The sequence below is a fragment of the Burkholderia sp. GbtcB21 genome (assembly GCF_019091065.1).
GTDB lineage: Bacteria > Pseudomonadota > Gammaproteobacteria > Burkholderiales > Burkholderiaceae > Burkholderia > Burkholderia pyrrocinia_C.
In genome coordinates, this window is the sequence record NZ_JAGXKA010000022.1 from 38,352 (window position 1) to 64,940 (window position 26,589).

22 protein-coding genes are annotated in these 26,589 nt (G+C 68.5%); 9 read left to right on the forward strand and 13 right to left on the reverse strand.

What is annotated here, in order from left to right:
* Nucleotides 1–7: 7 nt before the first annotated feature.
* From KVT39_RS32710 to KVT39_RS32720, 3 genes are all read right to left on the reverse strand, one after another.
* Nucleotides 8–421, reverse strand: a complete 414-nt coding sequence (locus KVT39_RS32710) for a gamma-butyrobetaine hydroxylase-like domain-containing protein (RefSeq protein WP_034179009.1) — start codon at nt 419–421, stop codon at nt 8–10.
* Nucleotides 418–861, reverse strand: a complete 444-nt coding sequence (locus KVT39_RS32715) for an HIT family protein (RefSeq protein ID WP_034179010.1) — start codon at nt 859–861, stop codon at nt 418–420. The genes KVT39_RS32710 and KVT39_RS32715 overlap by 4 nt, the downstream gene beginning before the upstream one ends.
* 87 nt (nt 862–948) lie before the next feature.
* Nucleotides 949–4,974 (reverse strand): DUF3683 domain-containing protein, encoded by a 4,026-nt coding sequence (locus tag KVT39_RS32720; protein ID WP_105391396.1) that lies wholly within the window; start codon nt 4,972–4,974, stop codon nt 949–951.
* Between the two features lie 578 nt (nt 4,975–5,552).
* Between KVT39_RS32720 and ilvA the strand changes: the two genes are divergently transcribed.
* Both ilvA and queF read left to right on the forward strand, forming a co-directional pair.
* Nucleotides 5,553–7,076, forward strand: a complete 1,524-nt coding sequence (ilvA, locus tag KVT39_RS32725; protein WP_217591009.1) for a threonine ammonia-lyase, biosynthetic — start codon at nt 5,553–5,555, stop codon at nt 7,074–7,076.
* 12 nt (nt 7,077–7,088) lie between these two features.
* Complete coding sequence (queF, locus tag KVT39_RS32730) at nt 7,089–7,913, forward strand: NADPH-dependent 7-cyano-7-deazaguanine reductase QueF (protein ID WP_217591010.1); 825 nt, start codon at nt 7,089–7,091, stop codon at nt 7,911–7,913.
* Between the two features lie 99 nt (nt 7,914–8,012).
* On the opposite strand, the gene KVT39_RS32735 is transcribed toward queF, so the two are convergent.
* The 3 genes from KVT39_RS32735 to KVT39_RS32745 all read right to left on the reverse strand — a co-directional run bounded on the left by KVT39_RS32735 (nt 8,013) and on the right by KVT39_RS32745 (nt 10,953).
* Nucleotides 8,013–8,399 (reverse strand): RidA family protein, encoded by a 387-nt coding sequence (locus KVT39_RS32735; protein ID WP_006751946.1) that lies wholly within the window; start codon nt 8,397–8,399, stop codon nt 8,013–8,015.
* 131 nt (nt 8,400–8,530) lie between these two features.
* Nucleotides 8,531–10,012 (reverse strand): amidohydrolase family protein, encoded by a 1,482-nt coding sequence (locus tag KVT39_RS32740; RefSeq protein WP_217591011.1) that lies wholly within the window; start codon nt 10,010–10,012, stop codon nt 8,531–8,533.
* Nucleotides 10,013–10,014: 2 nt separating this feature from the next.
* On the reverse strand, nt 10,015–10,953 hold the full coding sequence (locus tag KVT39_RS32745; RefSeq protein WP_034179015.1) for a MurR/RpiR family transcriptional regulator: 939 nt from the start codon (nt 10,951–10,953) through the stop codon (nt 10,015–10,017).
* Between the two features lie 119 nt (nt 10,954–11,072).
* Here KVT39_RS32745 and KVT39_RS32750 point away from each other — a divergent pair, with 119 nt between their 5' ends.
* Nucleotides 11,073–12,353, forward strand: coding sequence for an amino acid deaminase (locus KVT39_RS32750; protein WP_217591012.1), 1,281 nt, complete (start codon nt 11,073–11,075; stop codon nt 12,351–12,353).
* 167 nt (nt 12,354–12,520) lie between these two features.
* On the forward strand, nt 12,521–13,102 hold the full coding sequence (locus KVT39_RS32755; protein ID WP_034179017.1) for a DJ-1/PfpI family protein: 582 nt from the start codon (nt 12,521–12,523) through the stop codon (nt 13,100–13,102).
* Nucleotides 13,103–13,214: 112 nt separating this feature from the next.
* Here KVT39_RS32755 and KVT39_RS32760 read toward each other — a convergent pair whose 3' ends face one another.
* Together KVT39_RS32760 and KVT39_RS32765 are read right to left on the reverse strand one after the other, a co-directional pair.
* Nucleotides 13,215–13,661 (reverse strand): MarR family winged helix-turn-helix transcriptional regulator, encoded by a 447-nt coding sequence (locus KVT39_RS32760; RefSeq protein ID WP_034179018.1) that lies wholly within the window; start codon nt 13,659–13,661, stop codon nt 13,215–13,217.
* Between the two features lie 34 nt (nt 13,662–13,695).
* Nucleotides 13,696–15,291 (reverse strand): MDR family MFS transporter, encoded by a 1,596-nt coding sequence (locus KVT39_RS32765; RefSeq protein WP_034179019.1) that lies wholly within the window; start codon nt 15,289–15,291, stop codon nt 13,696–13,698.
* Nucleotides 15,292–15,399: 108 nt separating this feature from the next.
* Here KVT39_RS32765 and KVT39_RS32770 point away from each other — a divergent pair, with 108 nt between their 5' ends.
* Nucleotides 15,400–16,242: an EcsC family protein gene (locus KVT39_RS32770; RefSeq protein ID WP_217591013.1), complete on the forward strand. Its 843-nt coding sequence runs from the start codon at nt 15,400–15,402 to the stop codon at nt 16,240–16,242.
* On the opposite strand, the gene KVT39_RS32775 is transcribed toward KVT39_RS32770, so the two are convergent.
* From KVT39_RS32775 to KVT39_RS32795, 5 genes are all read right to left on the reverse strand, one after another.
* The gene (locus KVT39_RS32775; protein ID WP_217591014.1) at nt 16,212–17,174 is read right to left on the reverse strand and encodes an alpha/beta hydrolase; all 963 of its coding nucleotides are present in this window, start codon (nt 17,172–17,174) and stop codon (nt 16,212–16,214) included. The two genes, KVT39_RS32770 and KVT39_RS32775, sit on opposite strands and share 31 nt — an antisense overlap.
* Nucleotides 17,175–17,263: 89 nt before the next feature.
* Nucleotides 17,264–17,698: a CHRD domain-containing protein gene (locus tag KVT39_RS32780; protein WP_034179022.1), complete on the reverse strand. Its 435-nt coding sequence runs from the start codon at nt 17,696–17,698 to the stop codon at nt 17,264–17,266.
* A 396-nt stretch (nt 17,699–18,094) separates the two neighbouring features.
* On the reverse strand, nt 18,095–18,868 hold the full coding sequence (locus tag KVT39_RS32785) for a class II aldolase/adducin family protein (RefSeq protein WP_217591015.1): 774 nt from the start codon (nt 18,866–18,868) through the stop codon (nt 18,095–18,097).
* Nucleotides 18,869–19,056: 188 nt separating this feature from the next.
* Nucleotides 19,057–20,679, reverse strand: a complete 1,623-nt coding sequence (locus KVT39_RS32790; protein ID WP_217591016.1) for a phospholipase D family protein — start codon at nt 20,677–20,679, stop codon at nt 19,057–19,059.
* 244 nt (nt 20,680–20,923) lie between these two features.
* Nucleotides 20,924–21,640, reverse strand: a complete 717-nt coding sequence (locus KVT39_RS32795; RefSeq protein WP_034179025.1) for a FadR/GntR family transcriptional regulator — start codon at nt 21,638–21,640, stop codon at nt 20,924–20,926.
* A 134-nt stretch (nt 21,641–21,774) separates the two neighbouring features.
* Between KVT39_RS32795 and KVT39_RS32800 the strand changes: the two genes are divergently transcribed.
* The 4 genes from KVT39_RS32800 to KVT39_RS32815 are packed head-to-tail and all read left to right on the forward strand — an operon-like array spanning nt 21,775 to nt 26,518.
* Complete coding sequence (locus tag KVT39_RS32800) at nt 21,775–22,575, forward strand: (Fe-S)-binding protein (RefSeq protein WP_217591017.1); 801 nt, start codon at nt 21,775–21,777, stop codon at nt 22,573–22,575.
* Nucleotides 22,572–23,312 carry an LUD domain-containing protein gene (locus tag KVT39_RS32805; RefSeq protein WP_034179027.1) on the forward strand — a complete coding sequence of 247 codons (741 nt, stop codon included), beginning with the start codon at nt 22,572–22,574 and terminating at the stop codon, nt 23,310–23,312. Before KVT39_RS32800 ends, KVT39_RS32805 begins: the two co-directional genes overlap by 4 nt.
* Nucleotides 23,309–24,754 carry a LutB/LldF family L-lactate oxidation iron-sulfur protein gene (locus tag KVT39_RS32810; RefSeq protein ID WP_217591018.1) on the forward strand — a complete coding sequence of 482 codons (1,446 nt, stop codon included), beginning with the start codon at nt 23,309–23,311 and terminating at the stop codon, nt 24,752–24,754. The genes KVT39_RS32805 and KVT39_RS32810 overlap by 4 nt, the downstream gene beginning before the upstream one ends.
* 57 nt (nt 24,755–24,811) lie before the next feature.
* Nucleotides 24,812–26,518, forward strand: coding sequence for a lactate permease LctP family transporter (locus tag KVT39_RS32815; RefSeq protein ID WP_217591019.1), 1,707 nt, complete (start codon nt 24,812–24,814; stop codon nt 26,516–26,518).
* Nucleotides 26,519–26,589 lie beyond the last annotated feature (71 nt).

Here is a 26,589-nt window from a genome sequence, read left to right on the forward strand (position 1 = left end):
GTCGATTTCAGTGGCAGTGGCCGTGCGGCGCCGCGGCCGCCTGCATCGGGGCGTCGCGATCGGCGCCCGCCGCCTTCAGTTTGTCGAAATAGTCGCGCCACAGCGCGTCCTGCTGCGTCGCCAGTTCGTACAGCAGGTCCCATGAGTAGATGCCGGTCGAATGGCCGTCGGAGAACGTCGGCTGCAGCGCATAGTTGCCGACGCCTTCGAGCGCGGTGATCGTCACCTCGCGCTTGCCCGTCTGCAGCGTCTCCTGGCCGGGCCCGTGGCCGCGCACCTCGGCCGACGGCGAATAGACGCGCATCAGCTCGAACGGAATCCGGTAGCTGTCGCCGTTCGGGTACTGCAATTCGAGCACGCGCGACACCGCGTGCACGACGACGCCGGACGGAATCGGCGTCGTGGAAGTCAAACCGCTCATGGCTGCCTCGAATCGGTCGTTCGTTGAATTTCCTCGCGCACCGCATTGTGCAGCAGCGAGGCCTGCGCGGCGCGCGTGCGCAGCAGCGCCTCGGACACGCCGCGCTGGCGCGGCGCCCACACGGGCTGCGGGAAATGGGCGTCGTTCGAGAAGCGCGGGATCACGTGCCAGTGCACATGCGGCACCATGTTGCCGAGGCTCGCGAGATTCACCTTGTTCGGCTGCATCACGCGGCGCACGGCCCGCTCGACCGCGTAGACCACGCGCATCAGATGTGCCCGCTCGGGCTCGCCGAGATCGGAAAACTCAGCCACGTGCGCACCCCAGATCACCCGGCAGAAGCCCGGGTAGTCGTGCTCGCCCGTTGCCAGCACGACGCGCAGCGCGTCGTCCCGCCAGAGCAGCTCGCCGCCGTCTTCACGGCAAAACACGCATTCCATCGTCGCTCCCATGTGGGCGGGCGCCCGCGCATCGGCGCCGGCGCCCGCTCTCATCCCAAGCCCGGTCGGGCGGTCGTCATGCCCGCATTAGACCAGCACGCGCTCGATCCCGCCATGGTTCGCCCGTGCGACATAATCGGCCATCCAGTTCTCGCCGAGCACCTGGCGCGCGATCTCGACCACGATGTAGTCGGCCTCGATGTTCGCATCCTCGTTGTAGCGCGACAGGCCCTGCAGGCACGACGGGCAGCTCGTCAGGATCTTCACGTCCGGGCCGTTCGCGGCTGCTGCGGCCGGCGCCGGCGCATCGCCGGCGACGACCGGGATGCTGCGCAGCTTCGCCGCGCCCTTGCGGATCTCCTCTTCCTTGCGGAAGCGGACCTGCGTCGACACGTCCGGGCGCGTGACCGCGAGCGTGCCCGATTCGCCGCAGCAACGGTCGTTCTTCTCGATCTTGTAGCCGTCCTTCTCCGCGCCCATCAGCTCGTTGACGAGCTTGACCGGGTCCATCGTCTTGATCGGCGTGTGGCACGGGTCGTGATACATGTAGCGCGTGCCCGTCACGCCGTCGAGCTTCATCCCCTTCTCGAGCAGGAACTCGTGGATGTCGATGATCCGGCAGCCCGGGAAAATCTTGTCGAATTCATAGCCGGCGAGCTGGTCGTAACACGTGCCGCACGACACGACCACCGTCTTGATGTCGAGGTAGTTCAGCGTGTTCGCGACGCGGTGGAACAGCACGCGGTTGTCGGTGACGATCTTCTCGGCCTTGTCGTACTGCCCCGCGCCGCGCTGCGGATAACCGCAGCACAGATAGCCCGGCGGCAGCACCGTCTGCACGCCGGCTTCCCACAGCATCGCCTGCGTAGCGAGACCGACCTGCGAGAACAGGCGCTCGGAGCCGCAGCCCGGGAAGTAGAACACCGCTTCCGAATCGACGGTCGTCGCTTTCGGGTTGCGGATGATCGGCACGATCTTGTTGTCCTCGATGTCGAGCAGCGCGCGCGCCGTCTTCTTCGGCAGGTTGCCCGGCATCTTCTTGTTGACGAAGTGGATCACCTGCTGGACGACGGGCGGCTTGCCGACGGTCGCCGGCGGGTGCTGCGTCTGCTTCTTCACGACGTTCTTCAGCATGTCGTTCGCGAAGCGCTGCACCTTGTAGCCGACGCCCATCATCACGCTGCGCGCGGCATTGATCGTCTGCGGATTGGTCGCGTTCAGGAAGAACATGCCCGCCGCGCTGCCCGGGTTGAACTTCTTCTTGCCCATCTTGCGCAACAGGTTGCGCATGTTCATCGTGACGTCGCCGAAGTCGATCTTCACCGGGCACGGCGTCGCGCACTTATGGCACACCGTGCAATGGTCGGCCACGTCGTTGAACTCGTCCCAGTGCTTGATCGACACGCCGCGGCGCGTCTGTTCCTCGTACAGGAACGCCTCGATCAGCAGCGACGTCGCAAGGATCTTGTTGCGCGGGCTGTACAGCAGGTTCGCGCGCGGCACGTGGGTCGCGCACACCGGCTTGCACTTGCCGCAGCGCAGGCAGTCCTTCACCGAATCGGCGATCGCGCCGATGTCGGACTGCTGCATGATCAGCGACTCGTAGCCCATCAGCCCGAAGCTCGGCGTATACGCGTTGCGAAGATCGGCGCCTTCGAGCAGCTTGCCCTTGTTGAAGCGGCCGTTCGGGTCGACGCGCTGCTTGTACGCGCGGAATTCGGCGATCTCGTCGTCGGTCAGGAACTCGAGCTTCGTGATGCCGATCCCGTGCTCGCCGGAGATCACGCCGTCGAGCGAGCGCGCGAGCTTCATGATGCGTGCAACCGACGCGTGCGCGTCCTGCAGCATCTCGTAGTTGTCGGAGTTGACCGGGATGTTCGTGTGGACGTTGCCGTCGCCCGCGTGCATGTGCAGCGCGACGAATACGCGGCCGCGCAGCACCTGCTTGTGGATCGCCTGCGCCTCGTCGAGGATCTGCTTGAACGCGCCGCCGTTGAAGATCGCGCGCAGCTCCGCGCGGATCTCCTGCTTCCACGAGATGCGGACCGTGCGGTCCTGCGTGATGTGGAACACGGTCGCGCCCGGCTGCTCGTCCGCGCGATCCGCGAACTTCTCGGCCAGCGCCTCGTAGCCGAGCTGCACGAGGTAGTGCTGCGCCTCGCGCAACGGCTGGTCGAGCCGGTCGCGCACGAATTCCCAGCGGGCACGCACGCGCTTGAGCAGCTCCAGCGCCTGCTGGACGCGGTCTTCGAGCAGCTCGGCGCTCGGGATCTCGTTCGCGTCGTCGGTCTTGCCGAGCGGCAGGTTGCCGCCGCGGAAGAACGCTTCGAGCGCGTCGACGAGCTGCAGCTTGTTCTTCAGCGACAGCTCGATGTTGATCCGCTCGATGCCGTCGGTGTACTCGCCCATCCGGTTCAGCGGGATGACGACGTCCTCGTTGATCTTGAACGCGTTCGTGTGCTTCGCAATCGCGGCCGTGCGGCTGCGGTCGAGCCAGAAGCGCTTGCGCGCCTCCGCGCTGACCGCGACGAAACCCTCGCCGCTCTTGCCGTTCGCCATCCGGATCACTTCGGACGTCGCGTGCGCGACCGCATCCGCATCGTCGCCGACGATGTCGCCGATCAGCACCATCTTCGGGAACGAATTGCGCTTGCTCTTGGTCGCGTAGCCGACCGCGCGCAGGTAGCGCTCGTCGAGGTGCTCGAGGCCCGCGAGGATCGCGCCGCCCTGCTTCGACGTCTCGAACAGGTAGTCCTTGATTTCGACGATGCTCGGGATCGCCTCGCGCGCCTGGCCGAAGAATTCGAGGCAGACGGTGCGCGTATGCGCGGGCATCTTGTGCAGCACCCAGCGCGCGGACGTGATGAGCCCGTCGCAGCCTTCCTTCTGCACGCCCGGCAGGCCGGCGAGGAACTTGTCGGTCACGTCCTTGCCGAGCCCTTCCTTGCGGAACCGGCGGCCTTCGATCTCGAGCATCTCGGTGCGCAGCAGCTTCTCGCCCGGCGCGTACGCGCCGTCGAACCACTTCAGCTCGAAACGCGCGACCGCGATGTCGTGGATCTTGCCCTGGTTGTGCTCGTGGCGCGTGACTTCGAGCCAGTTGCCGTCCGGATCGACCATCCGCCACCAGGCCAGGTTGTCGAGCGCGGTGCCCCACAGCACGGCCTTCTTGCCGCCCGCGTTCATCGCGACGTTGCCGCCGATGCACGATGCGTCGAGCGAGGTCGGATCGACCGCGAACACGTAGCCGGCCGCCTCGGCCGCTTCGGTCACGCGGCGCGTGACGACGCCCGCGCCGGAGAAGATCGTCGGCACCTTGTGCGCGACGCCCGGCAGCTCGGTCAACTCGACCGCGCCGAGCTGTTCCAGCTTCTCGGTGTTGATCACCGCGGAGAACGGCGTGAGCGGCACCGCGCCGCCCGTATAGCCGGTGCCGCCGCCGCGCGGGATTACCGTCAGGCCGAGCTCGAAGCACGCCTTGATCAGGCCCGCGATCTCGGCTTCGGTATCGGGCGTCAGCACGACGAACGGGTATTCGACGCGCCAGTCGGTCGCATCGGTGACGTGCGACACGCGCGACAGCCCGTCGAAGCGGATGTTGTCCTTCTGCGTGCAGCGGCCGAGCGCCTTGGTCGCGCGGCGGCGCAGGTCGGCCATTTTCTCGAATTCGTCGGCGAACTCGTTGACCGCACGCTGCGCGGCGGCTTCGAGCATCTCGACGCGCACCGCGCGCTCGCGGCCCGCGTCGTCGCGGTGCGCGGTGAGATCCGCGCTGCGGCGCTTGCCGATCTCGGTCAGGCGGTGGTTCAGCGCCTCGATCAGCAGCGCGCGGCGCTTCGGGTTGTCGAGCAGGTCGTCCTGCAGGTACGGATTGCGCCGCACGACCCAGATATCGCCGAGCACTTCATACAGCATCCGTGCCGAGCGACCCGTACGGCGTTCGGCGCGCAGTTCGTCGAGCACCGACCACGCCTCTTCGCCGAGCAGGCGAATCACGATCTCGCGATCCGAGAAGGACGTGTAGTTGTAGGGGATCTCGCGCAACCGGGGCGCGGGGTCGGCGGCGACGGCGGCGGCCGCGCCATTCGGATCGAAAACTTGTGGTGCGTTCATGTTCGGACGACTCGGAGGGCCGATACCCCGTGCACGGGCGTCGGCAAGCGCGTGGGCGCAATCTTGGGGAAATCTGTTCTGTTACCAGGCGCGCGGCTGTCCTTCATGGGGCCGGAGCGGGCGTTGATTCGCCCCTCCTGGCCGGCGACAGGGCCTGGCGGCACTCGGAACCATCAGCACGATCGCGCGCGGCGCGCATGCCGTTCCGCCGCGGGGCTGGCTGCGCGCGGCGTCGGCTTCAACGGGGCGATCCGAGGGTGCCTCTGCATCTTCCGATCCTTGATTCAAAACGGAATTCTAACCCATGATCGGGCCATGCGTGACACGCCGGACAGGTCGTGGGGCTATCCCCGCCAGCCGCGCCAGGCCTGGTTCGGCGCGGATTCGTGCGATCATTCGCCGCCCGTCCGGTCGGTAACCGCGCGGTTAAACCGGTAAAAACGGGACGCCCGGCGTCGCGAATGCGCCGCCCGCGCGGCCCCGCGACCGCTCGCCCGGCATGCCGCTTGCGTGCGGGCGGACCCTTGGCGCTATCATTGACCTTTTACCGTCTGCTTCCGCACTGCACGCGAGCGCCCATGGCATCCCACGATTACCTGAAGAAAATCCTCACCGCGCGCGTCTACGACGTCGCGATCGAGACGGAACTCGAACCCGCCCGCAACCTGTCGGCCCGGCTGCGCAATGCCGTTTACCTGAAGCGCGAGGACAACCAGCCGGTGTTCTCGTTCAAGCTGCGCGGCGCGTACAACAAGATGGCGCACATTCCGGCCGACGCGCTCGCGCGCGGCGTGATTACCGCGTCGGCCGGCAATCACGCGCAGGGCGTCGCGTTCTCGGCGGCCCGGATGGGCGTCAAGGCGGTGATCGTCGTACCCGTCACGACGCCGCAGGTGAAAGTGGACGCGGTGCGCGCGCACGGCGGCCCGGGCGTCGAGGTGATCCAGGCCGGCGAGTCGTACAGCGACGCGTACGCGCATGCGGTCAAGGTGCAGGAAGAGCGCGGCCTCACGTTCGTCCACCCGTTCGACGATCCTTACGTGATCGCCGGCCAGGGCACCATCGCGATGGAGATCCTGCGCCAGCACCAGGGCCCGATCCACGCGATCTTCGTGCCGATCGGCGGCGGCGGCCTCGCGTCCGGCGTTGCCGCATACGTGAAGGCCGTGCGCCCGGAGATCAAGGTGATCGGCGTGCAGGCCGAGGATTCGTGCGCGATGGCGCAGTCGCTGAAGGCCGGTGAACGCGTCGAGCTGACCGAGGTCGGCCTGTTCGCGGACGGCACCGCGGTGAAGCTCGTCGGCGAGGAAACCTTCCGGCTGTGCCGCCAATACCTGGACGGTGTCGTGACCGTCGACACCGACGCACTGTGCGCGGCGATCAAGGACGTGTTCCAGGATACCCGCAGCGTGCTCGAGCCGTCCGGCGCGCTCGCGGTCGCGGGCGCGAAGCTGTATGCGGAACGCGAGGGGATCGAGAACCAGGCGCTCGTCGCGGTCACGTCCGGCGCGAACATGAACTTCGACCGGATGCGTTTCGTCGCCGAGCGCGCGGAGGTCGGCGAGGCGCGCGAAGCCGTATTCGCGGTCACGATCCCCGAGGAGCGCGGCAGCTTCAAGCGCTTCTGCTCGCTCGTCGGCGACCGCAACGTCACCGAGTTCAACTACCGGATCGCCGATGCGCAATCCGCGCACATCTTCGTCGGCGTGCAGATCCGCCGTCGCGGCGAATCGGCGGAAATCGCCGCGAACTTCGAGTCGCACGGCTTCAAGAGCGTCGACCTGACGCACGACGAGCTGTCGAAGGAACATATCCGCTACATGGTCGGCGGCCGCTCGCCGCTCGCGCTCGACGAGCGCCTGTTCCGCTTCGAATTCCCGGAGCGGCCGGGCGCGCTGATGAAATTCCTGTCGTCGATGGCGCCGGACTGGAACATCAGCCTGTTCCACTACCGCAACCAGGGCGCGGACTACAGTTCGATCCTCGTCGGGCTGCAGGTGCCGCAGGCCGATCGCGCCGAGTTCGAGGGCTTCCTCGCGGCACTCGGCTATCCGTATGTCGAAGAGAGCGCCAACCCGGCTTACCGCCTCTTCCTGTCGTAAAGGCGTCACGCAATGAATCCCGAACACTCCCCGCTCGGCAAGGCCACCGTCTACGCAGCCCAGTACGATGCGTCGCTGCTGTTCCCGATCCCGCGCGCGGGCGCGCGCGAGCAGCTCGGCATCGCGTCGGCGCTGCCGTTCTTCGGCACCGACATCTGGAACGCGTACGAGCTGTCGTGGCTCAACCCGCGCGGCAAGCCGCAGGTCGCGGTCGCGACCTTCTACGTGCCGGCCGAATCGCCGAACATCGTCGAATCGAAGTCGTTCAAGCTGTATCTCGGCTCGTTCGCGCAGTCGAAGTTCGACTCGATCGACACGGTGCGCGACACGCTGAAGCGCGACGTGTCGGCCGCATGCGGCGCGAGCGCCGCCGTGCAACTCGTGTCGGCGCACGATTTCGGCAAGCTGGAAATGGACGAGCTCGACGGGCTGTCGCTCGACCGGCTCGATCTCGACACCGACGTGTACGAACCCGATCCGTCGCTGCTGTCGGCCGCCGAGAACGAAGCGCCGGTCGAGGAGACGCTCGTGTCGGACCTGCTGCGCTCGAACTGCCCGGTCACCGGCCAGCCCGACTGGGGCAGCGTGCAGATCCACTACGTCGGGCCGCAGATCGATCATGCCGGCTTGCTGCGCTACATCATCTCGTTCCGCAATCACACGGGCTTTCACGAGCAGTGCGTCGAGCGGATCTTCCTCGACATCCTGCATGCGTGCAAACCGGTGAAGCTCGCGGTGTATGCGCGCTACACACGCCGCGGCGGGCTCGACATCAACCCGTTCCGCACGAACTACAACCAGCCGATGCCGGACAACGCGCGGACTGCGCGGCAGTGACGGCGGCCGGCGAGCGGCAGACGCGAGCCCCAAACAGAACAGCCCGTTCGGCTCGCGCCGGACGGGCTGTTCTCCTGTGCGCGGGGAAGCGCAGCCGTGTTACTTCGCCGGCGCCTTGTAAGCGATGCAGTCGACCTCGACCTTGCAGTCGATGACCATGCTCGACTGCACGCATGCGCGCGCCGGCGGATGCTCGCCGAAGTACGACACGAACACCTTGTTGAACGACGCGAAATCGCGCGCATCGTCGAGCCACACGCCGCAGCGCACGACGTGCTCGAGGCCGTAGCCGGCTTCCTTCAGGATCGCGATCACGTTCTCGATCGTCTGCTTCGACTGCGTGACGATCCCGCCTTCGACGACCTCGCCGTTCACCATCGGCGTCTGGCCCGACACGTACAGCCAGCCGTCAGCCTCGACCGCACGTGCGAACGGCATCACCTGGCCGCCGGTACCCTTCGCTTCGCCTACGCCATATCGCTTCATCGTTTCACTCCTTGTTTTGTCGACCCGGGCAGGCGCTTCAGCACCGCCCCGGATCCCGTGCAACGCTCGGTTGCGGATGCGCGCGCCGGCAGCGGCACACGCGAAGATCGGAACAATCGCCGCGTCCGGACTCAGAATGCAGCTTCGGCGCTCGCCGGCACGCGCTCGCCACGCGCGACGAAGCCGCCGGCGCGCTCGCCGGTCGGCTGGCCGTTCTCGTAGGTCAGCACGCCGTTCACCCACACGGCATCGATCCCGTGCGCGGGCTGCTGCGGCTTCTCGAACGTCGCGGCGTCGAGCACGCGCGCCGGATCGAACAGCACGAGGTCCGCGTGATAGCCGACATGCACCTCGCCGCGCCGCGCGATCCCGTAGCGGCGCGCGGACAGCGACGTCATCTTGCGGATCGCCTCCTCGAGCGGCAGCAGGTTCGTGTCGCGCACGTAATGGCCGAGCACGCGCGGGAACGCGCCCCACAGCCGCGGGTGCGGCAGCGGATCGTTCGGCAGACCGTCCGAGCCGACCATCGTCGCGGGGTGCGACAGGATCCGGCGCACGTCGTCCTCGGACATGTTGTGGTACACGGCACCGGCCGGGCGGATGCGCTGCGCGGCTTCCTGCTCGGTCACGCCCCAGTCGGCCGCAATCGCCTTCAGCAGCTTGCCCGCGACTTCCGGGTGCGGCTCCGACCACGTGATCGTGATGTCGATGTCGCCCGTCACCTGCTTCAGGTCGAGCGTCGACGAACTGCGGCTGTACGGATAGCAGTCGCAGCCGACCGGCTGGTAGCGGCGCGCGCCTTCGAGCGACGCGAGCACTTCGGTGCTGCGCCCCCAGTTCGACGGGCCCGCGCATTTCAGGTGCGAGATCACGACCGGCACCTGCGCATGGCGGCCGACGCGATACGCCTCGTCCATTGCGTCGAGGATCGCATCGAACTCGGTGCGCATGTGCGTCGTGTACAGCGCGCCCGCATTCGCGAGCGGCTCGGCGAGCGCCATCACTTCCTCGGTCGGCGCCGCGAACGCGGAGCCGTACGCGAGGCCCGACGACAAGCCGAGCGCGCCGTTCGCGAGCGCCTCCTCGAGCTGCGTGCGCATCGCGGCGATCTCGCCGTCGGTCGCCGCGCGGTCGAGACGGTCCATCTGGTTGTTGCGCAGCGCCGTGTGGCCGACGAGCGCCGCGACGTTCACGGCCGGACGCGCGTCGTTTACGGCCGCGACGTAGTCGGCGAAGGTCGGGTATTGGAACGCGCCGCGCTCGCCGAGCAGGTTCATCGGGTCGGGCGGATCGCCCGCGAGCGTCACCGGCGACGCGCTGATCCCGCAGTTGCCGACGATCACGGTCGTCACGCCCTGCGAGATCTTCGGCAGCATCTGCGGCGCACGGATCACGTGCGTGTCGTCGTGCGTGTGCACGTCGACGAAGCCCGGCGCGAGCGCGCGGCCGTTCGCATCGACGACGGTCTCGGCGAGCCAGTTCGACAGGTTGCCGATCGCCGCGATCACGCCGTTGCGGATCGCGACGTCGCGCGTGACGGGCGGCGCGCCGGTGCCGTCGTACAACTGCGCGCCGACGATCAGCGTATCGGCGGCTTCGGGATGCGAATGCATGGTCAGTCTCCTACCGGTTGACGGTCTCCGCCGCCGCGATGCGCATCGAGCGCATGCTTGATGCGGCGCAGCGATTCTCGGCCCGCATCGCCGAGCCGCAGCGCGACTCCGGTGACGAGCACGTCGATCGCCATCATCATCGCGTAGCGCGACGTCGACGGCTTGTAAATGAAATCGGTTTCGAACGCGACGACCGGGATCAGGTGGTCGGCGAGCTTCGCGAGCGGCGAAGCCGGCGCGGTGATCGCGATCAGCTTCGCGCCGTAGCGCTTCGCGAGGCGGCAGCTCTCGAGCAGCTCGGGCACGCGCCCGCTCACCGACAGCGCGACGACGACCGCGTCGCGCGACAGCGTCGCGGACACCATCCGCTGCAGCAGGCTGTCCTGGTAGCTCGCGACCGGCCGGCCGAAGCGCACGAGCCGGAAGCGCAGCTCGTCGGCGAGCATGGTCGAGCCGCCGCCCTGCCCGTACACGTAGATCATCTTCGCGCCGGCGAGCAGATCGGCCGCCGCGTCGAACGACGTGTTGCGCAGCAACTGATGGTTGTGCGCGAGCGCCACGCGGATCTCGTCGTAGACGACCGACGCGGGGCTCGCGTCGGCGGTCGGCGCATCGTCGGACGGCACCAGAAAACGCTGGCCGACGGCCGCCGCCTGCGCGACGAGCACCTTCAGTTCGCGCACGTCGCGGCAGCCGACGGCCTTCGCGAAACGCGTGACCGTCGCGACGCTGACCTCCGCGTCGCGCGCGAGCGCGCCGATGCTCGCATGCGCGGCGCGCGCGAGATCGGCGAGGATGAACGTGGCGACCTTGCGCTCGGCATCGCGCAGCTCAGGCGCGCATTCGGCGATCCTCGCGACGATGTCGAGGACCGGCGGGGCGGCCGAAGCCGGATGGGGCTCGGCCGCGAGCGGAGCGGACGGGGTGGCGGGCGTATTCATCTGCGGAAAAGGGTTCGAAGCCTGATGTTACTAAATAACATCACCGCGCCGATGCTACTTTCTGTACCATCGGCATGTCAACTTCAGTGCAATGCATAGTGATGATGGAGCGGGATGACATGAAAGTTACAAACTATCAGGAAGCGACGATCGATCCTTTCGGCAAAGGCCTGGGCAACCTGCCGAGCGCCAGCGTGCCGCTCGGCGACGCGGGCCGCCTCGAGTGGAACCTGCTCGCGGAAGACGTCAGCCTGCCGGCTGCCGTGCTTTACGAGGACCGCATCGAACACAACCTGAACTGGATGCAGGCGTTCGTCCAGCAGTATGGCGTCAAGTTCGCGCCGCACGGCAAGACGACGATGGCGCCGCAACTGTTCCGCCGCCAGCTCGATGCCGGCGCGTGGGGCATCACGCTCGCGACCGCGCACCAGACGCAGGCCGCGTATCACGGCGGCGTGCGGCGCGTGCTGCTCGCGAACCAGCTCGTCGGCCGCCAGAACATGACGATCATCGCCGGGCTGCTGTCCGATCCCGACTTCGAATTCTTCTGTCTCGTCGATTCCGCCGAGAGCGTCGACCAGCTCGGCCGCTTCTTCGGCGACGCGAAAAAAACGCTGAACGTGCTGCTCGAGCTCGGTGTGCCGGGCGGCCGCGCGGGCGTGCGCGACGCCGCGCAGCGCGAGGCCGTGCTCGCCGCGCTCGCGCGCTATCCGGACACGCTGAAGCTGGCCGGCATCGAACTCTACGAAGGCGTGCTGAAGGAGGAAGGCGAGATCCGCGCGTTCCTGCAGGACGCGGTCGCGCTCACGCGCGAGCTGGCCGGCGCCGGCCGCTTCGCGCGCACGCCGGCGATCCTGTCCGGCGCCGGTTCGGCGTGGTACGACGTGGTCGCGGAAGAATTCGCGAAGGCGTCCGACGCGGGCTTCGCGGAAGTCGTGCTGCGTCCGGGCTGCTATCTGACGCATGATGTCGGCATCTACAAGAAGGCGCAGACCGACGTGTTCGCGCGCAACCCGATCGCACGCAAGATGGGCGAAGGGCTGCTGCCCGCACTGCAGCTGTGGGCGTACGTGCAGTCGGTGCCGGAGCAGAATCGCGCGATCGTCGCGCTCGGCAAGCGCGACGCGGCATTCGATGCAGGCCTGCCCGAGCCGGCGCGCCACTTCCGCCCGGGCCGCGACACCGCGCCGCGCGACGTCGCCGCCACCGAAGGCTGGGCCGTGACCGGGATGATGGATCAGCACGCGTACCTGCAGATCCCGCCGGGCGCCGACGTGAAGGTCGGCGACATGGTCGCATTCGACATCTCGCACCCGTGCCTGACGTTCGACAAGTGGCGCCAGGTGCTCGTGCTCGATCCGCAGTTCCGCGTGACGGAAGTGGTCGAAACCTTCTTCTGACGCACGTTGCGCGCGCCGCCCCGCCGCTCGCGCGGGGCGGCCGTCACGCGCGCTTCAATCTGCCGGAGTACACTGCGCTTTCGTCCTCGGGGCCCCTCGCGGCCGTTGCGTCGGTCTGCCGCACGCGGCGCGAACGGGCCCTCAACGCTGCTTCACTGGAGAAAGCCATGGCCGCGAAGAAGATCCTGTTCCTGACCGGCGATTTCGCCGAAGACTACGAAACGATGGTGCCGTTCCAGGCGCTGCAGGCCGTCGGCCATCACGTCGACGCAGTCTGCCCGGGCAAGCGCGCGGGCGACAAGATCAAGACCGCGATCCACGATTTCGAGGGCGACCAGACCTACACCGAGAAGCCCGGCCACCAGTTCACGCTGAACGCGGCGTTCGACGACGTCGACGCATCGCGCTACGACGCGCTCGCAATCGCGGGCGGCCGTGCGCCCGAATATCTGCGACTCGACCCGAAGGTGATTTCGCTCGTGCGCGAGTTCGCCGCGGCCGGCAAGCCGATCGCAGCGATCTGCCACGCCGCGCAACTGCTCGCGGCCGCCGACGTGATCCGCGGCAAGCGCATCTCGGCCTACCCGGCCTGCGCGCCCGAGGTGAAGCTCGCCGGCGGCGAATATGCGGACATCCCGGTCGACGCGGCCGTGACCGACGCGCCGTTCGTCACCGCGCCCGCGTGGCCCGCGCATCCGGCATGGCTCGCGCAGTTCCTCGCGCTGCTGGGAACGCGCATCGAGCTGTGAATCTGAAGTGAATTGAGATGAATTGAAGCGCCGGCCGGTGGCAAGATTTCGTGCTCGCCTGCCGGTCGCGATCGTTCGCGGGCGCGGCGTACGCGCCTGCCCGCGCCGCGCTTCAGCGCGCGACCGGCGTCGAACCGACGTCCGCGATCCGCGATTCCAGCATCGCCAGCGCGCCCGACAGCGCATTCAGCACGTCGTCCGGCAACTGCGCCACCGTCTGTTCGAGAAACGCCTTGCGGCGCGGCAGGCACGCGTCGAACGCGGCGCGGCCGTCGTCCGTCAGCGTCACGTTGGTCACGCGGTTGTCGCGTGCGTCGGATTCGCGCTCGATCCAGCCGAGCGCGTCGAGCGACTTCAACTGGCGCGTGAGCGCGCCCGGATCGATGCGCAGCACTTCGACGAGCTTCTTCTGCGACGAATGTCCGCCCATCGTGTGCAACGCGACCATGATGCGCCAGCGCGGCATCGGCTGCCCGACGTGCGCTTCGAACGCGGTCATGAACGCGCGATACGTGCGTCCGAATTGCTGCAAGATCGCGACGCGGTCCTGTTCTTCCATGCGCTGATTTCGTTTCCGGTGAATCGTTGAATCGTTAATCGGCCGCGACGTGCGGCTCGATCTTGCGCCGCAGCGCGATCGGCGGCACGCGGCGGCACTGCCATACCGACACCACGGCGACGACGGCCGCCATCGCGACGCCCAGGTGAATCGCGCCGACGAGCGATTCGCGGGCCGCTTCCAGCAGCAGCGCGCCATTATGCCCGGCGCGCGTCAGCTCCGCGACCAGACCGCCCTGCGCCGCCCGGTCGATCAGGATCTGCGGATCGGCGAGCTGCGCATGCCACTGCGTCGCATGGTCGGCCGCGAGTGCATTGCGCACGCCGCCCGAATACATCTGGTTGACGAGCGTGCCCGTCAGCGCGGTGCCGATCATCCCGCCGACCATCCGCAGCGACTGCAGCAGCGCCGTCGCGATGCCGAGATGCTCGCGGCCGGCCGCCTGCTGCGCGAACACGGTGAGGTTCGGCAGCACGAAGCCGAGCCCGATGCCGCCCGCGACCATCAGCGCCATCAGCATCCAGGTCGGCGTCGTGTGGGTCGACACGACGATGCCCGCGCATGCGATCGCGAACAGCACGAAGCCGACGTGCAGCATCGCGTTCGGATTGCGGATGCGCGTGACGACGCGGCCGTTCATGATGCTGCCGATCGTGATGAACACGACGAGCGGCGTGATCACGAGCCCGGCCTCCTTCGGCGACATCCCGAAGCCGCCCTGGAACAGCAGCGGCGCGTAGAACAGCAGCGAGAACATCGAGAAGCCGGCGAGGATCGCGAGCACGAACAGCGCCGACAGCGCGCGGTTGCCGAACATGTCGAACGGCAGAATCGGCTGCGCGCAGCGCTTCTCCCAGTGCCACAGGCCGATGCCGGCCGCGACCGCGACGACGAGCAGCAGCGACGCCCAGCTCGCGACGCCGTACTTCGGCAGCCATTCGACGAACAGCTGCAGCGCGCCGAGCGACAGCGCGATCAGCAGCGCGCCCGGCCAGTCGAGCCGCATCTTGCGATCGTGCTCGACGTGGCGCAGGTGCGGCAGGTAGCGCCATACGAACAGCAGCGACAGCAGGCCGACCGGCAGGTTCACGTAGAACACCGAGCGCCAGCCGAACGACTGGGTCAGCACGCCGCCGAGCGACGGGCCGACCGCGTTCGCGATGCCGAAGGCCGAGCTCATCAGCACCTGCCAGCGCAGCCGCACGACCGAATCGGGGAACAGGTCGGGAATGCACGCGAACGCAGTGCCGACCAGCATCCCGCCGCCGATCCCCTGCAGGCCGCGCGCGAGCACGAGGGTCAGCATGTCGTTGGCCATCCCGCACAGCACGGACGCGACGGTGAACACGACGATCGACACGATCACGAACGGCTTGCGGCCGTAGTAGTCGCCGAGGCGGCCGAAGATCGGCACGGTAATCACGGAGCTGAGCAGGTACGAAGTCGCGACCCACGCGTACAGGTCGAAGCCCCTCAACTCGGCGACGATGGTCGGCAGCGCGGTGCCGACCACGGTCTGGTCGAGCGCGACGAGCATGGTGACGAACGAGATCCCGATCATCGCCAGTAGCGATTCGCGGAACGGCAAGACTTGCCCGCTCGAATGGTGGGCGGCAGTATGGACGGCCATTTTTTGTTGATGCAACTTTTGACGAGTCAAACGATCTCAAAATTCTAGCATGTCGGAGTAATCTAGGCCGGCGGCGGTCAAACCGCTCCCCGGCCGCCAAGGAGAAAGATGGAACCGATTTCAATCACGCCCGCGACGACGCTGTCGCCGGAGGACCGGGACGCGCTGCGGCGCGCGAAGCAGGTGCTGGAAAGCCCGTCGCTGACGATGAAGCTGACGGGCGTGCTCGGCGCGCCGGTCGAGAAGATGATCGCGCGGCTGCCTGATTTCGCGACCGGCAAGATCAACGATGCGACGCAGCTCGCGCTGCGCAAGTGCCTGAACATCGCGCTGCGCACGCTCGGCAAGCCGCAGACGCCGGACGCCGAGCCCGAGAAACCCAGCAACCTGCTGCACAAGCTCGCGGTCGCGACGACCGGCGCGGCGGGCGGTGCGTTCGGCTTTCTCGCGCTGCCGGTCGAGCTGCCGGTGACGACCACGCTGATCTTCCGCTCGGTATGCGACATCGCGCGCAGCGAGGGCGAGGATCTCACATCGGTGGACACACAGTTGCAATGCCTGGCCGTGCTCGGCATGGGCGGCAACCCGGACAAGCAGGAAGAGGACGCCGATCTCGGCTATTTCGTGCTGCGCGGCGCGCTCGCGCAGGCGATCTCGAAGGCGTCGTCCGACATCACGACGAAAGGCATCGCCGCGCACAGCTCGGCGGCGGTGTTCAAGCTGGTACAGACGGTGGCATCGCGGTTCTCGGTGCAGGTGACCGAGCAGATGGCCGCGAAGTCGATCCCGGCGATCGGCGCCGTGCTCGGCGCGACCGTCAACACGCTGTTCATCGACCACTTCCAGCAGATGGCGCACGGCCACTTCACCGTGCGCCGGCTCGAGCGCAAGTACGGCCCGGCGGCCGTCCAGGCCGCCTATCAGGCGATCGACGCCTCGCCGACGCGCTGAACCGCGCGTTCGACCGCGACGCGGCGCAGGAACGCGGCCGCGCGGTCGAGCGCATCGCGCGCTTCCGGCACCATCGGCGCATAAAGCTGCCACACGTGCGGCATATCCGGCCATACCTCGATCTCGACCGGCACGCCGGCCTCCTTCGCCTTCTCCGCGACACGGCGCGAATCGTCCAGCAGCACCTCGGTGCTGCCGACCTGGATATACAGCGGCGGCAGGCCCGCGAAATCCGCATAAAGCGGCGATGCGTACGGATTCGTCGCCGACTCGTCGCCGAGATACAGCTTCGCGGCCTTCGGCAGCGCGGCGCCGGCGAACATCGGATCGGCGCCGTCGTTGGTGCGCATCGTATCGCCCGTGCCGGCCAGGTCGGTCCACGGCGAAAACAGGATCGCGCCGGCCGGCAACGGCTCGCCGCGATCGCGCAGCGCGACGAGCGTCGCGAGCGCGAGGCCGCCGCCGGCCGAATCGCCGCCGAGCACGATCGACTCGGGCGGCGTGCCGAGCGCCAGCAGTTGCCGGTACGCGGCCAGCGCATCGTCGAGCGCGGCCGGGAAGCGGTTTTCGGGCGCGAGCCGGTAGTCGAGCGAGAACGAGCGCACGCCCGCGCGCTTCGTCAGGCCGAACACGAGCGGCCGGTGAGTCTTCGTCGAACAGAAGTAATAGCCGCCGCCGTGGAAGTACAGCAGCGTGCGGCCGGGCGCGCGAGCCACGCCCGCGTCGGTGCGTTCGAGCCATTCGCCGCGCAGCGGCGCGTCGCTCGCGCCGTAGCACTGGCGCAGCCGGTAGCCCGACGGCGCGCGGCGCGGCACGACCATCCGCAGGTCGGTAAAGCGCCGTGCGCGGGCGGGATCGAGCACCTCGCGCGTGGTCTCGGGACGGAACTGCCAGCGCAGCAGCCAGCAGGCGAACTTGCTTTGCCAACTCATCGGACGCACTCCGTAATCACAGTGTGACGATGGTACGTGCGATCGTTCCCGCGCCGCTCGAACGGAGGCTCTATATCAAACGCCGGCGCTCAGTTCGCCGGCATCAGTTGGCCGCGGATCTCGCCGGACGGATGCTCCTTCGTATGGACGTTGAAATACCACTTGCCGCCCATCAGGTCGATGACCTGCGCGTCGGTCAGCACCTTCGAGCCCTTGATCGGGCTCGCGAGCTCGTCCTTCGGAATCGGCACCTGCACGCCGGCGTTCTGGCCGACCGGCGCGGGCCCGTGGAAGTGTGCAGCCGTCGCCGGGCCGGTGAGGTGTTCGTAAGTCACCATCCATTGCAGCGTGCGGCTGGCCGTGTCGTAAGTGGCGTCGACGGCGCCCGAACCCTTGGTCGCCGTCGGCGGCACTTCGCTCGACGGCTGGAGACTGGCGGACAGGCGCACCGTTTCGGCAGCGGCGCTGCCGGCGGCCAGCACGCCCGCGAGTAACGCGACCTGGAGCAAACGCAGCTTGAGCATGGACTCTCCTTGCACGACGTTGTACGCCGCCCGAACGGGAGCGCTACACATGATGGTAGTCGATCGCCGCCGATCCGGGAGCCCTCCGAACGGCCATGCCGCGAATCGCCGCAGCCCATCGGCGCGCCGCGCACGGCAGGTCATCTCGCGCGACGCATCGTGTCAGTTTGCGTCAACCTGGAAGAGACCTTTGCAGCCTGACGCCTGAATCCGCGCCCAGCCTTTCGCTACACTTCGTCTCACAGTTGCTTGTTTCCTTCGTCCGAAGGAGTCTGCGAGTATTCACGCGGCCACCCGGCCGCGTTTTTTTTGCGTATGTGGCCGGATCCGGTTCGCGCCGTCTCGAGCATGACGAAGCGAGTCCGCCACCGCTCGCGGCACAACAGCACTTCGCTGTCACGCGCGATAGCCGGGATCGATGCGATCGACGATGCGCTGCAGCGCGTCGAACGCGTCCTGCCCCGCGCCATGCTTCGGGTCGAAATTCAGCGAATCCCGCACGCACGCTTCGAGCACCGGCGGCGCGATCGGCAGCGCGCCGCCGATCGCGTGCGTGGCAACCTGCACCTCGCACGCACGGTTGAGCAGCCACATCAGCGAGAACGTCTGCGCGAGCGTCGCGCCGATCGTCACCGGTCCGTGGTTGCGCAGCAGCAGCACGGGCCGCCCGCCCGCGCTCTCGACGATGCGCCGCCCCTCCTCCAGATGCACGGTGATGCCCTCGAAGTCGTGATACGCGATCTTCCCGTACAACTGCGCCGAATAGAAATTCGAGAACGACAGCCCGTCGCGCGAACAGCACACGGCCATCGCGGGCGTCGTGTGCACGTGCATCACGCAGTGCGCGTCGGGCAGCGCCGCATGGATCGCGCTGTGGAACGTGAAGCCGGCCGGATTGATCGGCCAGTCGGAATGGCCGATCACGTTGCCGTCGATGTCGATCTTCACGAGGTTCGACGCGCACACCTCGCGGTAATGGAGCCCGAACGGGTTGATCAGGAAATGCCCGTCCTCGCCCGGCACGCGTAGCGAGATATGGTTGTAGATCAGCTCGGTCCAGCCGAGATGATCGAAGATGCGGTAGGCCGCCGCGAGCTGCACGCGCGCCTGCCATTCGGCTTCGGAGAAGCGGGCGGGACGCGTGAACGGCTGGTTCGGGACACGTTGCATGGGGGGAACTCCGGTTGCGGGTGTGCGCGGTGCGCGTGGCACGGGCCGCCCGGCAGCATCGTCACGCTGCCACGATCGTTGCGCACACAACCATATCACCTTTCCCCGCGCACCGGTAACGCGGGTTTAGCCGGGGCGCTGCCGTCCTCTTGGGGCCCGTTCACGCCAATGACAGGCCTGCGCTGGCCCTAAAGCTGGTCGTCGACCGGCAGCAGCGTGAAGATGCCGGTCATCAGGTTGCGCAGCAGCCCCGCGTGCGGATCGACGTGATAGGTGGTCGGCCGGCCGTCGTCCGTGCCCGTCCACTCGAGTTCGGGCGCGCCGCCGCCCGCCGGCGTCGCGAGGCTCACGCGATAGCTTTCGTCCGGCTGCGTCACGCGCGCGAAAATCGTCGCGACCTGCTGCGCGAGCGCCGGACTGTGGATCACGAGTGCGAGCTCGGTATTCAGGTGCGCGGAACGCGGATCGAGGTTCATCGAGCCGATCACGAGGATCTTCCGGTCGATCACGTACGCCTTCGCGTGCAGGCTCGCGCGCGAGCGCGACCCGAACAGGCGCGGGCGCTGCCGGCCGGGCTGCGCCTTGAACTCGTACAGCTCGACGCCGTGCCGCAGCAGCGGCACGCGGTACGGCCCGTAGCCGGCCTGCACGGCCACCGCGTCGGTCGCGGCGAGCGAATTCGTCAGGATCGCGACGCGCACGCCGCGCGCGGTCGTGTCGCCGAGGATCTTCACGCCCGCGTCGTGCGGCACGAAATACGGCGAGAACGCGAGGAATTCCTGCTGCGCGCCGCGCGTCAGCTCGACGAGGCGCCGCATCGGCGGGCTCACGTACGCGTCGTCCGGCTGCGCGATCTTGTCGGGCGCGTCGGCCTTGAACTCGGCCGGCGCCCACACGAGCGCGAGCTCGTTGCGCGCGATCTGCTGCGCGAGCGGTGTCGCGTTCAGCGGCTTCGCGTTGTACGGATCGGCGTTCTGGCGCCAGTGGTTGCGCAGCTCGTCGCGCATCGCGTCGAGATCCTTCGGATCGAACGACTGATGATTCAGCACGCGCAGCGGATAGCTGCTCGCGCTCGCCCAGTAGGTGTCGAAGCTCGCCGAGATGTCGTTCGTCACGGGGCCGGCGGCGAGCACGTCGAGATCGCGGAACTGCAGCGTCGGGCTCGCGCTGAAGTATTCGTCGCCGAGATTGCGGCCGCCGACGATCGCGATCCGGTTGTCCGCGATCATCGCCTTGTTGTGCATCCGGCGCGTGAAGCTGTCGATACTCGTGAAGAAATTGGTCGTGCGCTCGACCATGCCCTGCGACGCGCCGAACGGGTTGAACACGCGGATCTCGATGTTCGGGTGCGTGTTCAGCGCGGCCATGATGCGGTCGATGTCGCGGAAGTTCAGGTCGTCGACCAGCATCCGCACACGCACGCCGCGATCGGCTGTGTACAGCGCCGCGGCAAGCAGCAGCTTGCCGGTCGTGTCCTCGGTCGCGATGTAGTACTGCATGTCGAGCGTCTTCGTCGCGGCGCGCGCGAGCGCGATGCGCATCTGCAGCGCCTCGGCGCCGTCCGCCAGCAGCCGGAAACCCGACTGGCCCGGATGCGCGGCCTCGGGCGCGGCCAGCGCGTCGCGCAGCGGCGTCGCGGCATCGGACGGCAATGCATGGGAAACCGGGCGATCGAGCGTGGTGGCGGGCGGATGCGTCGCGCACGCGGCGACGAGCGACAGCAGCACGCAGACGGCCAGCGCACGGGCCGGGCCGCATGCGGCGCGCCACGACAGCGCGGCCGGCGCGCGCCGGATGAAAGACGTGAGCACGGAAGCTTCCTCGACTGGCGGAACAACGGTCCGCATTCGCCGCGGCGCGCGGCTGGCGGGCGGTTCAGCTGATTCTAGTGGGCGCCCGATGAACCGGTCAATCGCGCGGGCGGCGCAGGCGGCGCCCCGTTGCGGCAGCGGGCGGCGTGGGCGGCGGGCGAACGCCCGCGTATCTGGCGTCGAGGTCCGATCGCCCCGGATTCGCCCGCCGGGCGGCCCGCGCACCGAAACGGTCCGACCAATCTCATGCGCCGTCGCCGCTGCGCTCGAAATGGCTGCGCACGTAATCGATATGCGTCTGCATCGCGGTGCGCGCCTCTTCGGGCCGATGCGCGCAAATCGCGTCGCATACGACGCGGTGCTGCAGCAACAGCAGCTCGGACGCCTGCTCGTCGTCCGTCGTCATGCCCGCCACGTTGATCGAGATGTGCTCGCGCAGCATCCCGATCACGCTCGTATGCAGGTGCAGGAACATCGTGTTGTGCGATGCGCGTGCGATCGCCTCGTGCAGCTGCGCGTCGGTCGCGGCCTCGACGGCCGCGTCGTCGTTCGCATGCGCGGTCTCGAGTTCGCGCAGCAGCGTGCGGATCCTGCGCCGGTCGTTCGCATCGGCCCGCAGCGCGGCGAAATACGCGGTCGCGCCTTCGAGCACGCGGCGGAATTCGAGGATGTCGTCGCGCAGCGCCGGATGATCGGCAACCAGCTGGCCCCACGGCGACGCGATGCCCGCGCGCAACTGATCCGTCACGTAGACGCCCGCGCCGCGCCGGCTCTGCAGCAGCCCGCGCGCGACGAGCCGCTGGGTCGCCTCGCGCACCGTGTTGCGCGCGACGCCGTACTGCTGCGCGAGCACGCGCTCGGCCGGCAGGCGCGCGCCGGCCGGCCAGGTGCCGTCGAGCAGCGCCGTCTCGATCTTGCGCATCACCACTTCGGTCCGGCCCCGTGCCGTCATCGCCGCCATCGTCGCGTCTCCCCTCGGAATGCCCGTCGCGCCGATTGGCCCAACCAATTTGAGCTGCGGCGCCGTCGCGGGAATTATGCAGCGAAAACGTCGTCCCGCATCCGCATGCCGGGCCGTCGCCACTGGAGCGAGACATGAACGAAAGGCAGTACCCCGCCGCCGCCCCCGCGCACGTCTATCTGTTCGCGACCTGCCTGGTCGACCTGTTCGTCCCCGAAGCGGGGCTCGACGCGGTCCGCCTGCTGGAGCGCGAGGGCCTGACCGTCCACTATCCGCGCGGCCAGAGCTGCTGCGGGCAGCCGGCCTACAGCAGCGGCAATCCCGACGAAGCGCGCCGCGTCGCGGCCGCGCAGCTCGACCTGTTCGCCGAACCGTGGCCCGTGATCGTGCCGTCCGGCTCGTGCGCGGGCATGATCCGGCACCATTGGCCGGCGCTGTTCGCCGACGATCCCGTCCACGGCCCGAAGGTGCGGGCAATCGCGGAGCGGACCTACGAACTCGCAGAATTCCTCGTCCATGTGCTCGACGTGCAACTCGACGCGGCCGCGGCAAGCGCCGGGCCCGACGAGCGCGTCGTGCTGCACACGTCGTGCGCGGCGCGCCGCGAGATGGGCACGCGCGTGCACGGCGTCGCGCTCGTCGACGCGCTGCCGGGCGTGACGCGGATCGAACACGAACGCGAATCCGAATGCTGCGGCTTCGGCGGCACGTTCTCGCTGAAGCATCCCGACATCTCCGGCGCGATGGTGCGCGACAAGGTCGCGTCGGCCTGCGCGACCGGCTGCGACCGGCTCGTGTCCGCGGACTGCGGCTGCCTGCTGAACATCGGCCACGCTGCGACCAAGGCCGGCGCGCGGCTGCCCGTCGAGCATCTCGCGAGCTTCCTGTGGCGGCGCACGTCCGGCGCCGCATCGCTGCGCGGAGACAAGCAATGAGCGCGCGCGCCGCGATTCTCGCGCGCCTGCGCGGCGCCGCCCCGGGCGTCGCCGCGACGGCCGCCCCCGCGCTCGATGCGCGCATCGATACGCATTACGACACGCGCCGCGCGCCAGCCGCGCGCGATCCACACACGCTCGCTCAGGCGCTGCAGGCCGCGCTCGCCGCCTCGCACGCGGAAGCCTGGTGCGCGACCGACGACGAATGGCCCGCGCAGCTTGCCGCGCGTCTCGCCGACGCCGGCGTGCGTCGCCTGCTGCTCGACCCGGCCCGCGCCGAATCGGCGGCGCTCGCCCGCGCGCTGCCCGACGCGGTCGCGCCCGTGCCGTTCGACCGGCCGATCGACGCATGGAAGACCGAACTGTTCGACACGATCGACGCGGGCTTCACCGTCGCCCGCTCGGGCATTGCCGCAACCGGCACCGTCGTGCTCGCCCCCGATGCCGGCACGCCGCGCACGGTGTCGCTGGTGCCGCCGCTGCATGTCGCGCTCGTCCACGCGAACACGCTGCATGCGGACCTGCACGCAGCCGTGCACGCGGAGCGCTGGCACGCCGGCATGCCGACCAACCTCGTGCTGGTGTCGGGGCCGTCGAAGACGTCCGACATCCAGCAGACGCTCGCTTATGGCGCGCATGGCCCGCGCCGCCTGTGGGTCGTGATCGTCACCGATCCGGCTGCCGATGCCGCGACCGCCCGGCCGGCCGCCACCGCTTGCGAGGACCAACCGCGATGAGCGACCACACGCTGCAATTCGTCGCCCCCGGCGACTTCAAGGCCCGCGCGCGCGCCGCGCTCGACGATCCCGCGCTGCGCCGGAGTTTTCGCGGTGCGATGGATTTCCTGCAGGGCAAGCGCGCGACGCAATTCCCCGACGACACCGAGCTGCAGCAGTTGCGCGATCTCGGCGAAGCCGTGCGCCGGCACGCGCTCGCGCAGTTGCCGGCGCTGCTCGAACGGCTGGAGGCGAAGCTCGTCGAAGCCGGCGTGCACGTGCACTGGGCCGAGACGGCCGCCGACGCGAACGCGATCGTGCTCGGCATCGCGCAGGCGAAGAAGGCGCGCCGCGTAATCAAGGGCAAATCGATGGCGAGCGAGGAAATCGAGCTGAACCATTACCTCGCGGATCACGGCGTCGACTGCATCGAGTCCGACATGGGCGAGTTCATCGTGCAGCTCGCGGGCGAGAAGCCGTCGCATATCGTGATGCCGGCGATCCACAAGACGCGCGGCGACATCGCCGAACTGTTCGAGAAACACATCCCCGGCACGCGCTACACGGAAGACGTCGATGAGCTGATCCAGACCGGCCGGCGCGCGCTGCGCCGCGCGTTCGCCGACGCGGACATCGGCCTGTCGGGCGTGAACTTCGCGGCGGCCGACACGGGCACGCTGTGGCTCGTCGAGAACGAAGGCAACGGCCGCCTGTCGACGACGGTGCCCGACACGCACATCGCGATCATGGGGATCGAGAAGGTCGTCGAGAAGCTCGAGCACATCGTGCCGCTGTCGAGCCTGCTCACGCGCTCGGCTACCGGCCAGGCGATCACGACCTACTTCAACCTGATCTCGGGCCCGCGCCGCGACGGCGAACGCGACGGCCCGCGCGAACTGCATCTCGTGCTGCTCGACAACGGCCGCACGCAGGCCTATGCGGACGAACAGCTGCGCGCGACGCTGCAGTGCATCCGCTGCGGCGCATGCATGAACCACTGCCCCGTCTATACGCGCATCGGCGGCCACGCGTACGGGACGACCTACCCGGGGCCGATCGGCAAGATCATCTCGCCGCACCTGCTCGGCCTCGACGCGACGGCCGATCTGCCGACCGCGTCGACGCTGTGCGGCGCATGCGGCGAGGTATGCCCGGTCCGGATCCCGATCCCGGAACTGCTCGTGCGGCTGCGCACCGAGGCGAACCGCAAGCCCGACGAACCCGTCGCGCATCGGCTGCGCGGCCAGGGCGCGAACTACAACCGCGCGGAAGACCTCGTGTGGCGCTTCTGGTCGGGCGCATTCGCGCATCCGCGCGCGTATCGCGCGTTCCGCTGGACCGCGACGCGCCTGCGCGCGCTGACGCCCGCGAAACAGATGGGCTGGACGCAGCACCGCACGCCGCTCGAACCGGCACCGCGCAGCCTGTCCGACCTGCTGCGCGCACGCGGCCAGCCCGAATAAGACACCGCTTTCCCGACCGTACCCATAGAGATACAGACACAGATGGAGGAGACAACCATGCAGGTTTGGCATCAGATCTACACCCCGCTCGGCAGCCTCGGGCTGTCGGCGTTCGTCGCCGCGATCCCGATCATCTTCTTTTTCGTCGCGCTGGCCGCGCTGCGGATGAAGGGCCACGTCGCGGCCGCGATCACGCTGCTGCTGTCGCTCGGCGTCGCGATCCTCGCGTACGGGATGCCCGTGCCGCAGGCGCTCGCGGCGGCCGGCTTCGGCTTCGCGTACGGCCTGTGGCCGATCGCGTGGATCATCGTCGCGGCCGTGTTCCTGTACAAGATCGTCGTGAAGACCGGCCAGTTCGACGTCATCCGCGCATCCGTGCTGTCGATCACCGACGACCAGCGCCTGCAGATGCTGCTGATCGGCTTCTCGTTCGGCGCGTTCCTGGAAGGCGCGGCCGGCTTCGGCGCGCCCGTCGCGATCACGGCCGCGCTGCTCGTCGGCCTCGGCTTCAAGCCGCTGCACGCGGCCGGGCTGTGCCTGATCGCGAACACCGCGCCGGTCGCGTTCGGCGCGATGGGCATCCCGATCATCGTCGCCGGACAGGTGACGGGCATCGACCCGTTCCACATCGGCGCGATGGCCGGCCGCCAGCTGCCGCTGCTGTCGCTCGCGGTGCCGTTCTGGCTCGTGTTCATGATGGACGGGCTGCGCGGCGTGCGGCAGACCTGGCCGGCCGCGCTCGTCGCGGGCGGCAGCTTCGCGGTCACGCAATACTTCACGTCGAACCACATCGGGCCCGAGCTGCCGGACATCACGTCGTCGCTCGTCAGCCTGGTCGCGCTCGCGACGTTCCTGAAGGTGTGGCAGCCGCGCACCGCGCAGCAGCCGGCAGGCGGCATCGTCGCGACCGGCGGCGGCGCTGCGCTGGCCGGTTTCGGCGCGGGCGGCAACGGCTTCGGCACGGGCACGAGCCGGCAGGCGTCGCCGTACACGCTCGCGCAAACCGTGCGCGCGTGGTCGCCGTTCCTGATCCTGACGGCCGTCGTCACCGTGTGGAGCATCGCGCCGTTCAAGGCGCTGTTCGCCGCGCACGGCGCGCTCGCGTCGACCGTGCTGAAGTTCCATGTGGCGGGGCTCGACCAGCTCGTCGTGAAGACCGCGCCGATCGCCGCGACGCCGAAGGCGCTCGACGCCGTGCTGAAGATCGATCTGGTGTCGGCGGTGGGCAGCGCGATCCTCGTGACCGCGCTGATCTCGATGGCGCTGTTGCGGATGAAGCCGCGCGACGCACTCGTCACGTTCGGCGAGACGCTGAAGGAGCTGACGCGCCCGATCCTGTCGATCGGCCTCGTGCTCGCGTTCGCGTTCGTCGCGAACTACTCGGGGATGTCGTCGACGCTCGCGCTGATGCTGGCCGCGACCGGCGCCGCGTTCCCGTTCTTCTCGCCGTTCCTCGGCTGGCTCGGCGTGTTCCTGACCGGCTCGGACACGTCGTCGAACGCCCTGTTCTGCTCGCTGCAGCAGGCCACGGCCCATCAGCTCGGCGTGCCCGAGACGCTCGCGGTGGCCGCGAACACGACGGGCGGCGTGACCGCGAAGATGATCTCGCCGCAGTCGATCGCGGTCGCGTGCGCGGCGACGGGCCTCGTCGGCAACGAGTCGGCGCTGTTCCGCTTCACGGTGCGGCACAGCCTGCTGTTCGCGGTGATCGTCGGCTTGATCACGCTGGTGCAGGCTTACGTGCTGCCGGGGATGGTGCCGTAAGCGGCACGCGCCCCCGCAAAAACAAAACCCCACGCCCGGAAAAGCGTGGGGTTTTTCTTTCTGCCTGCCGA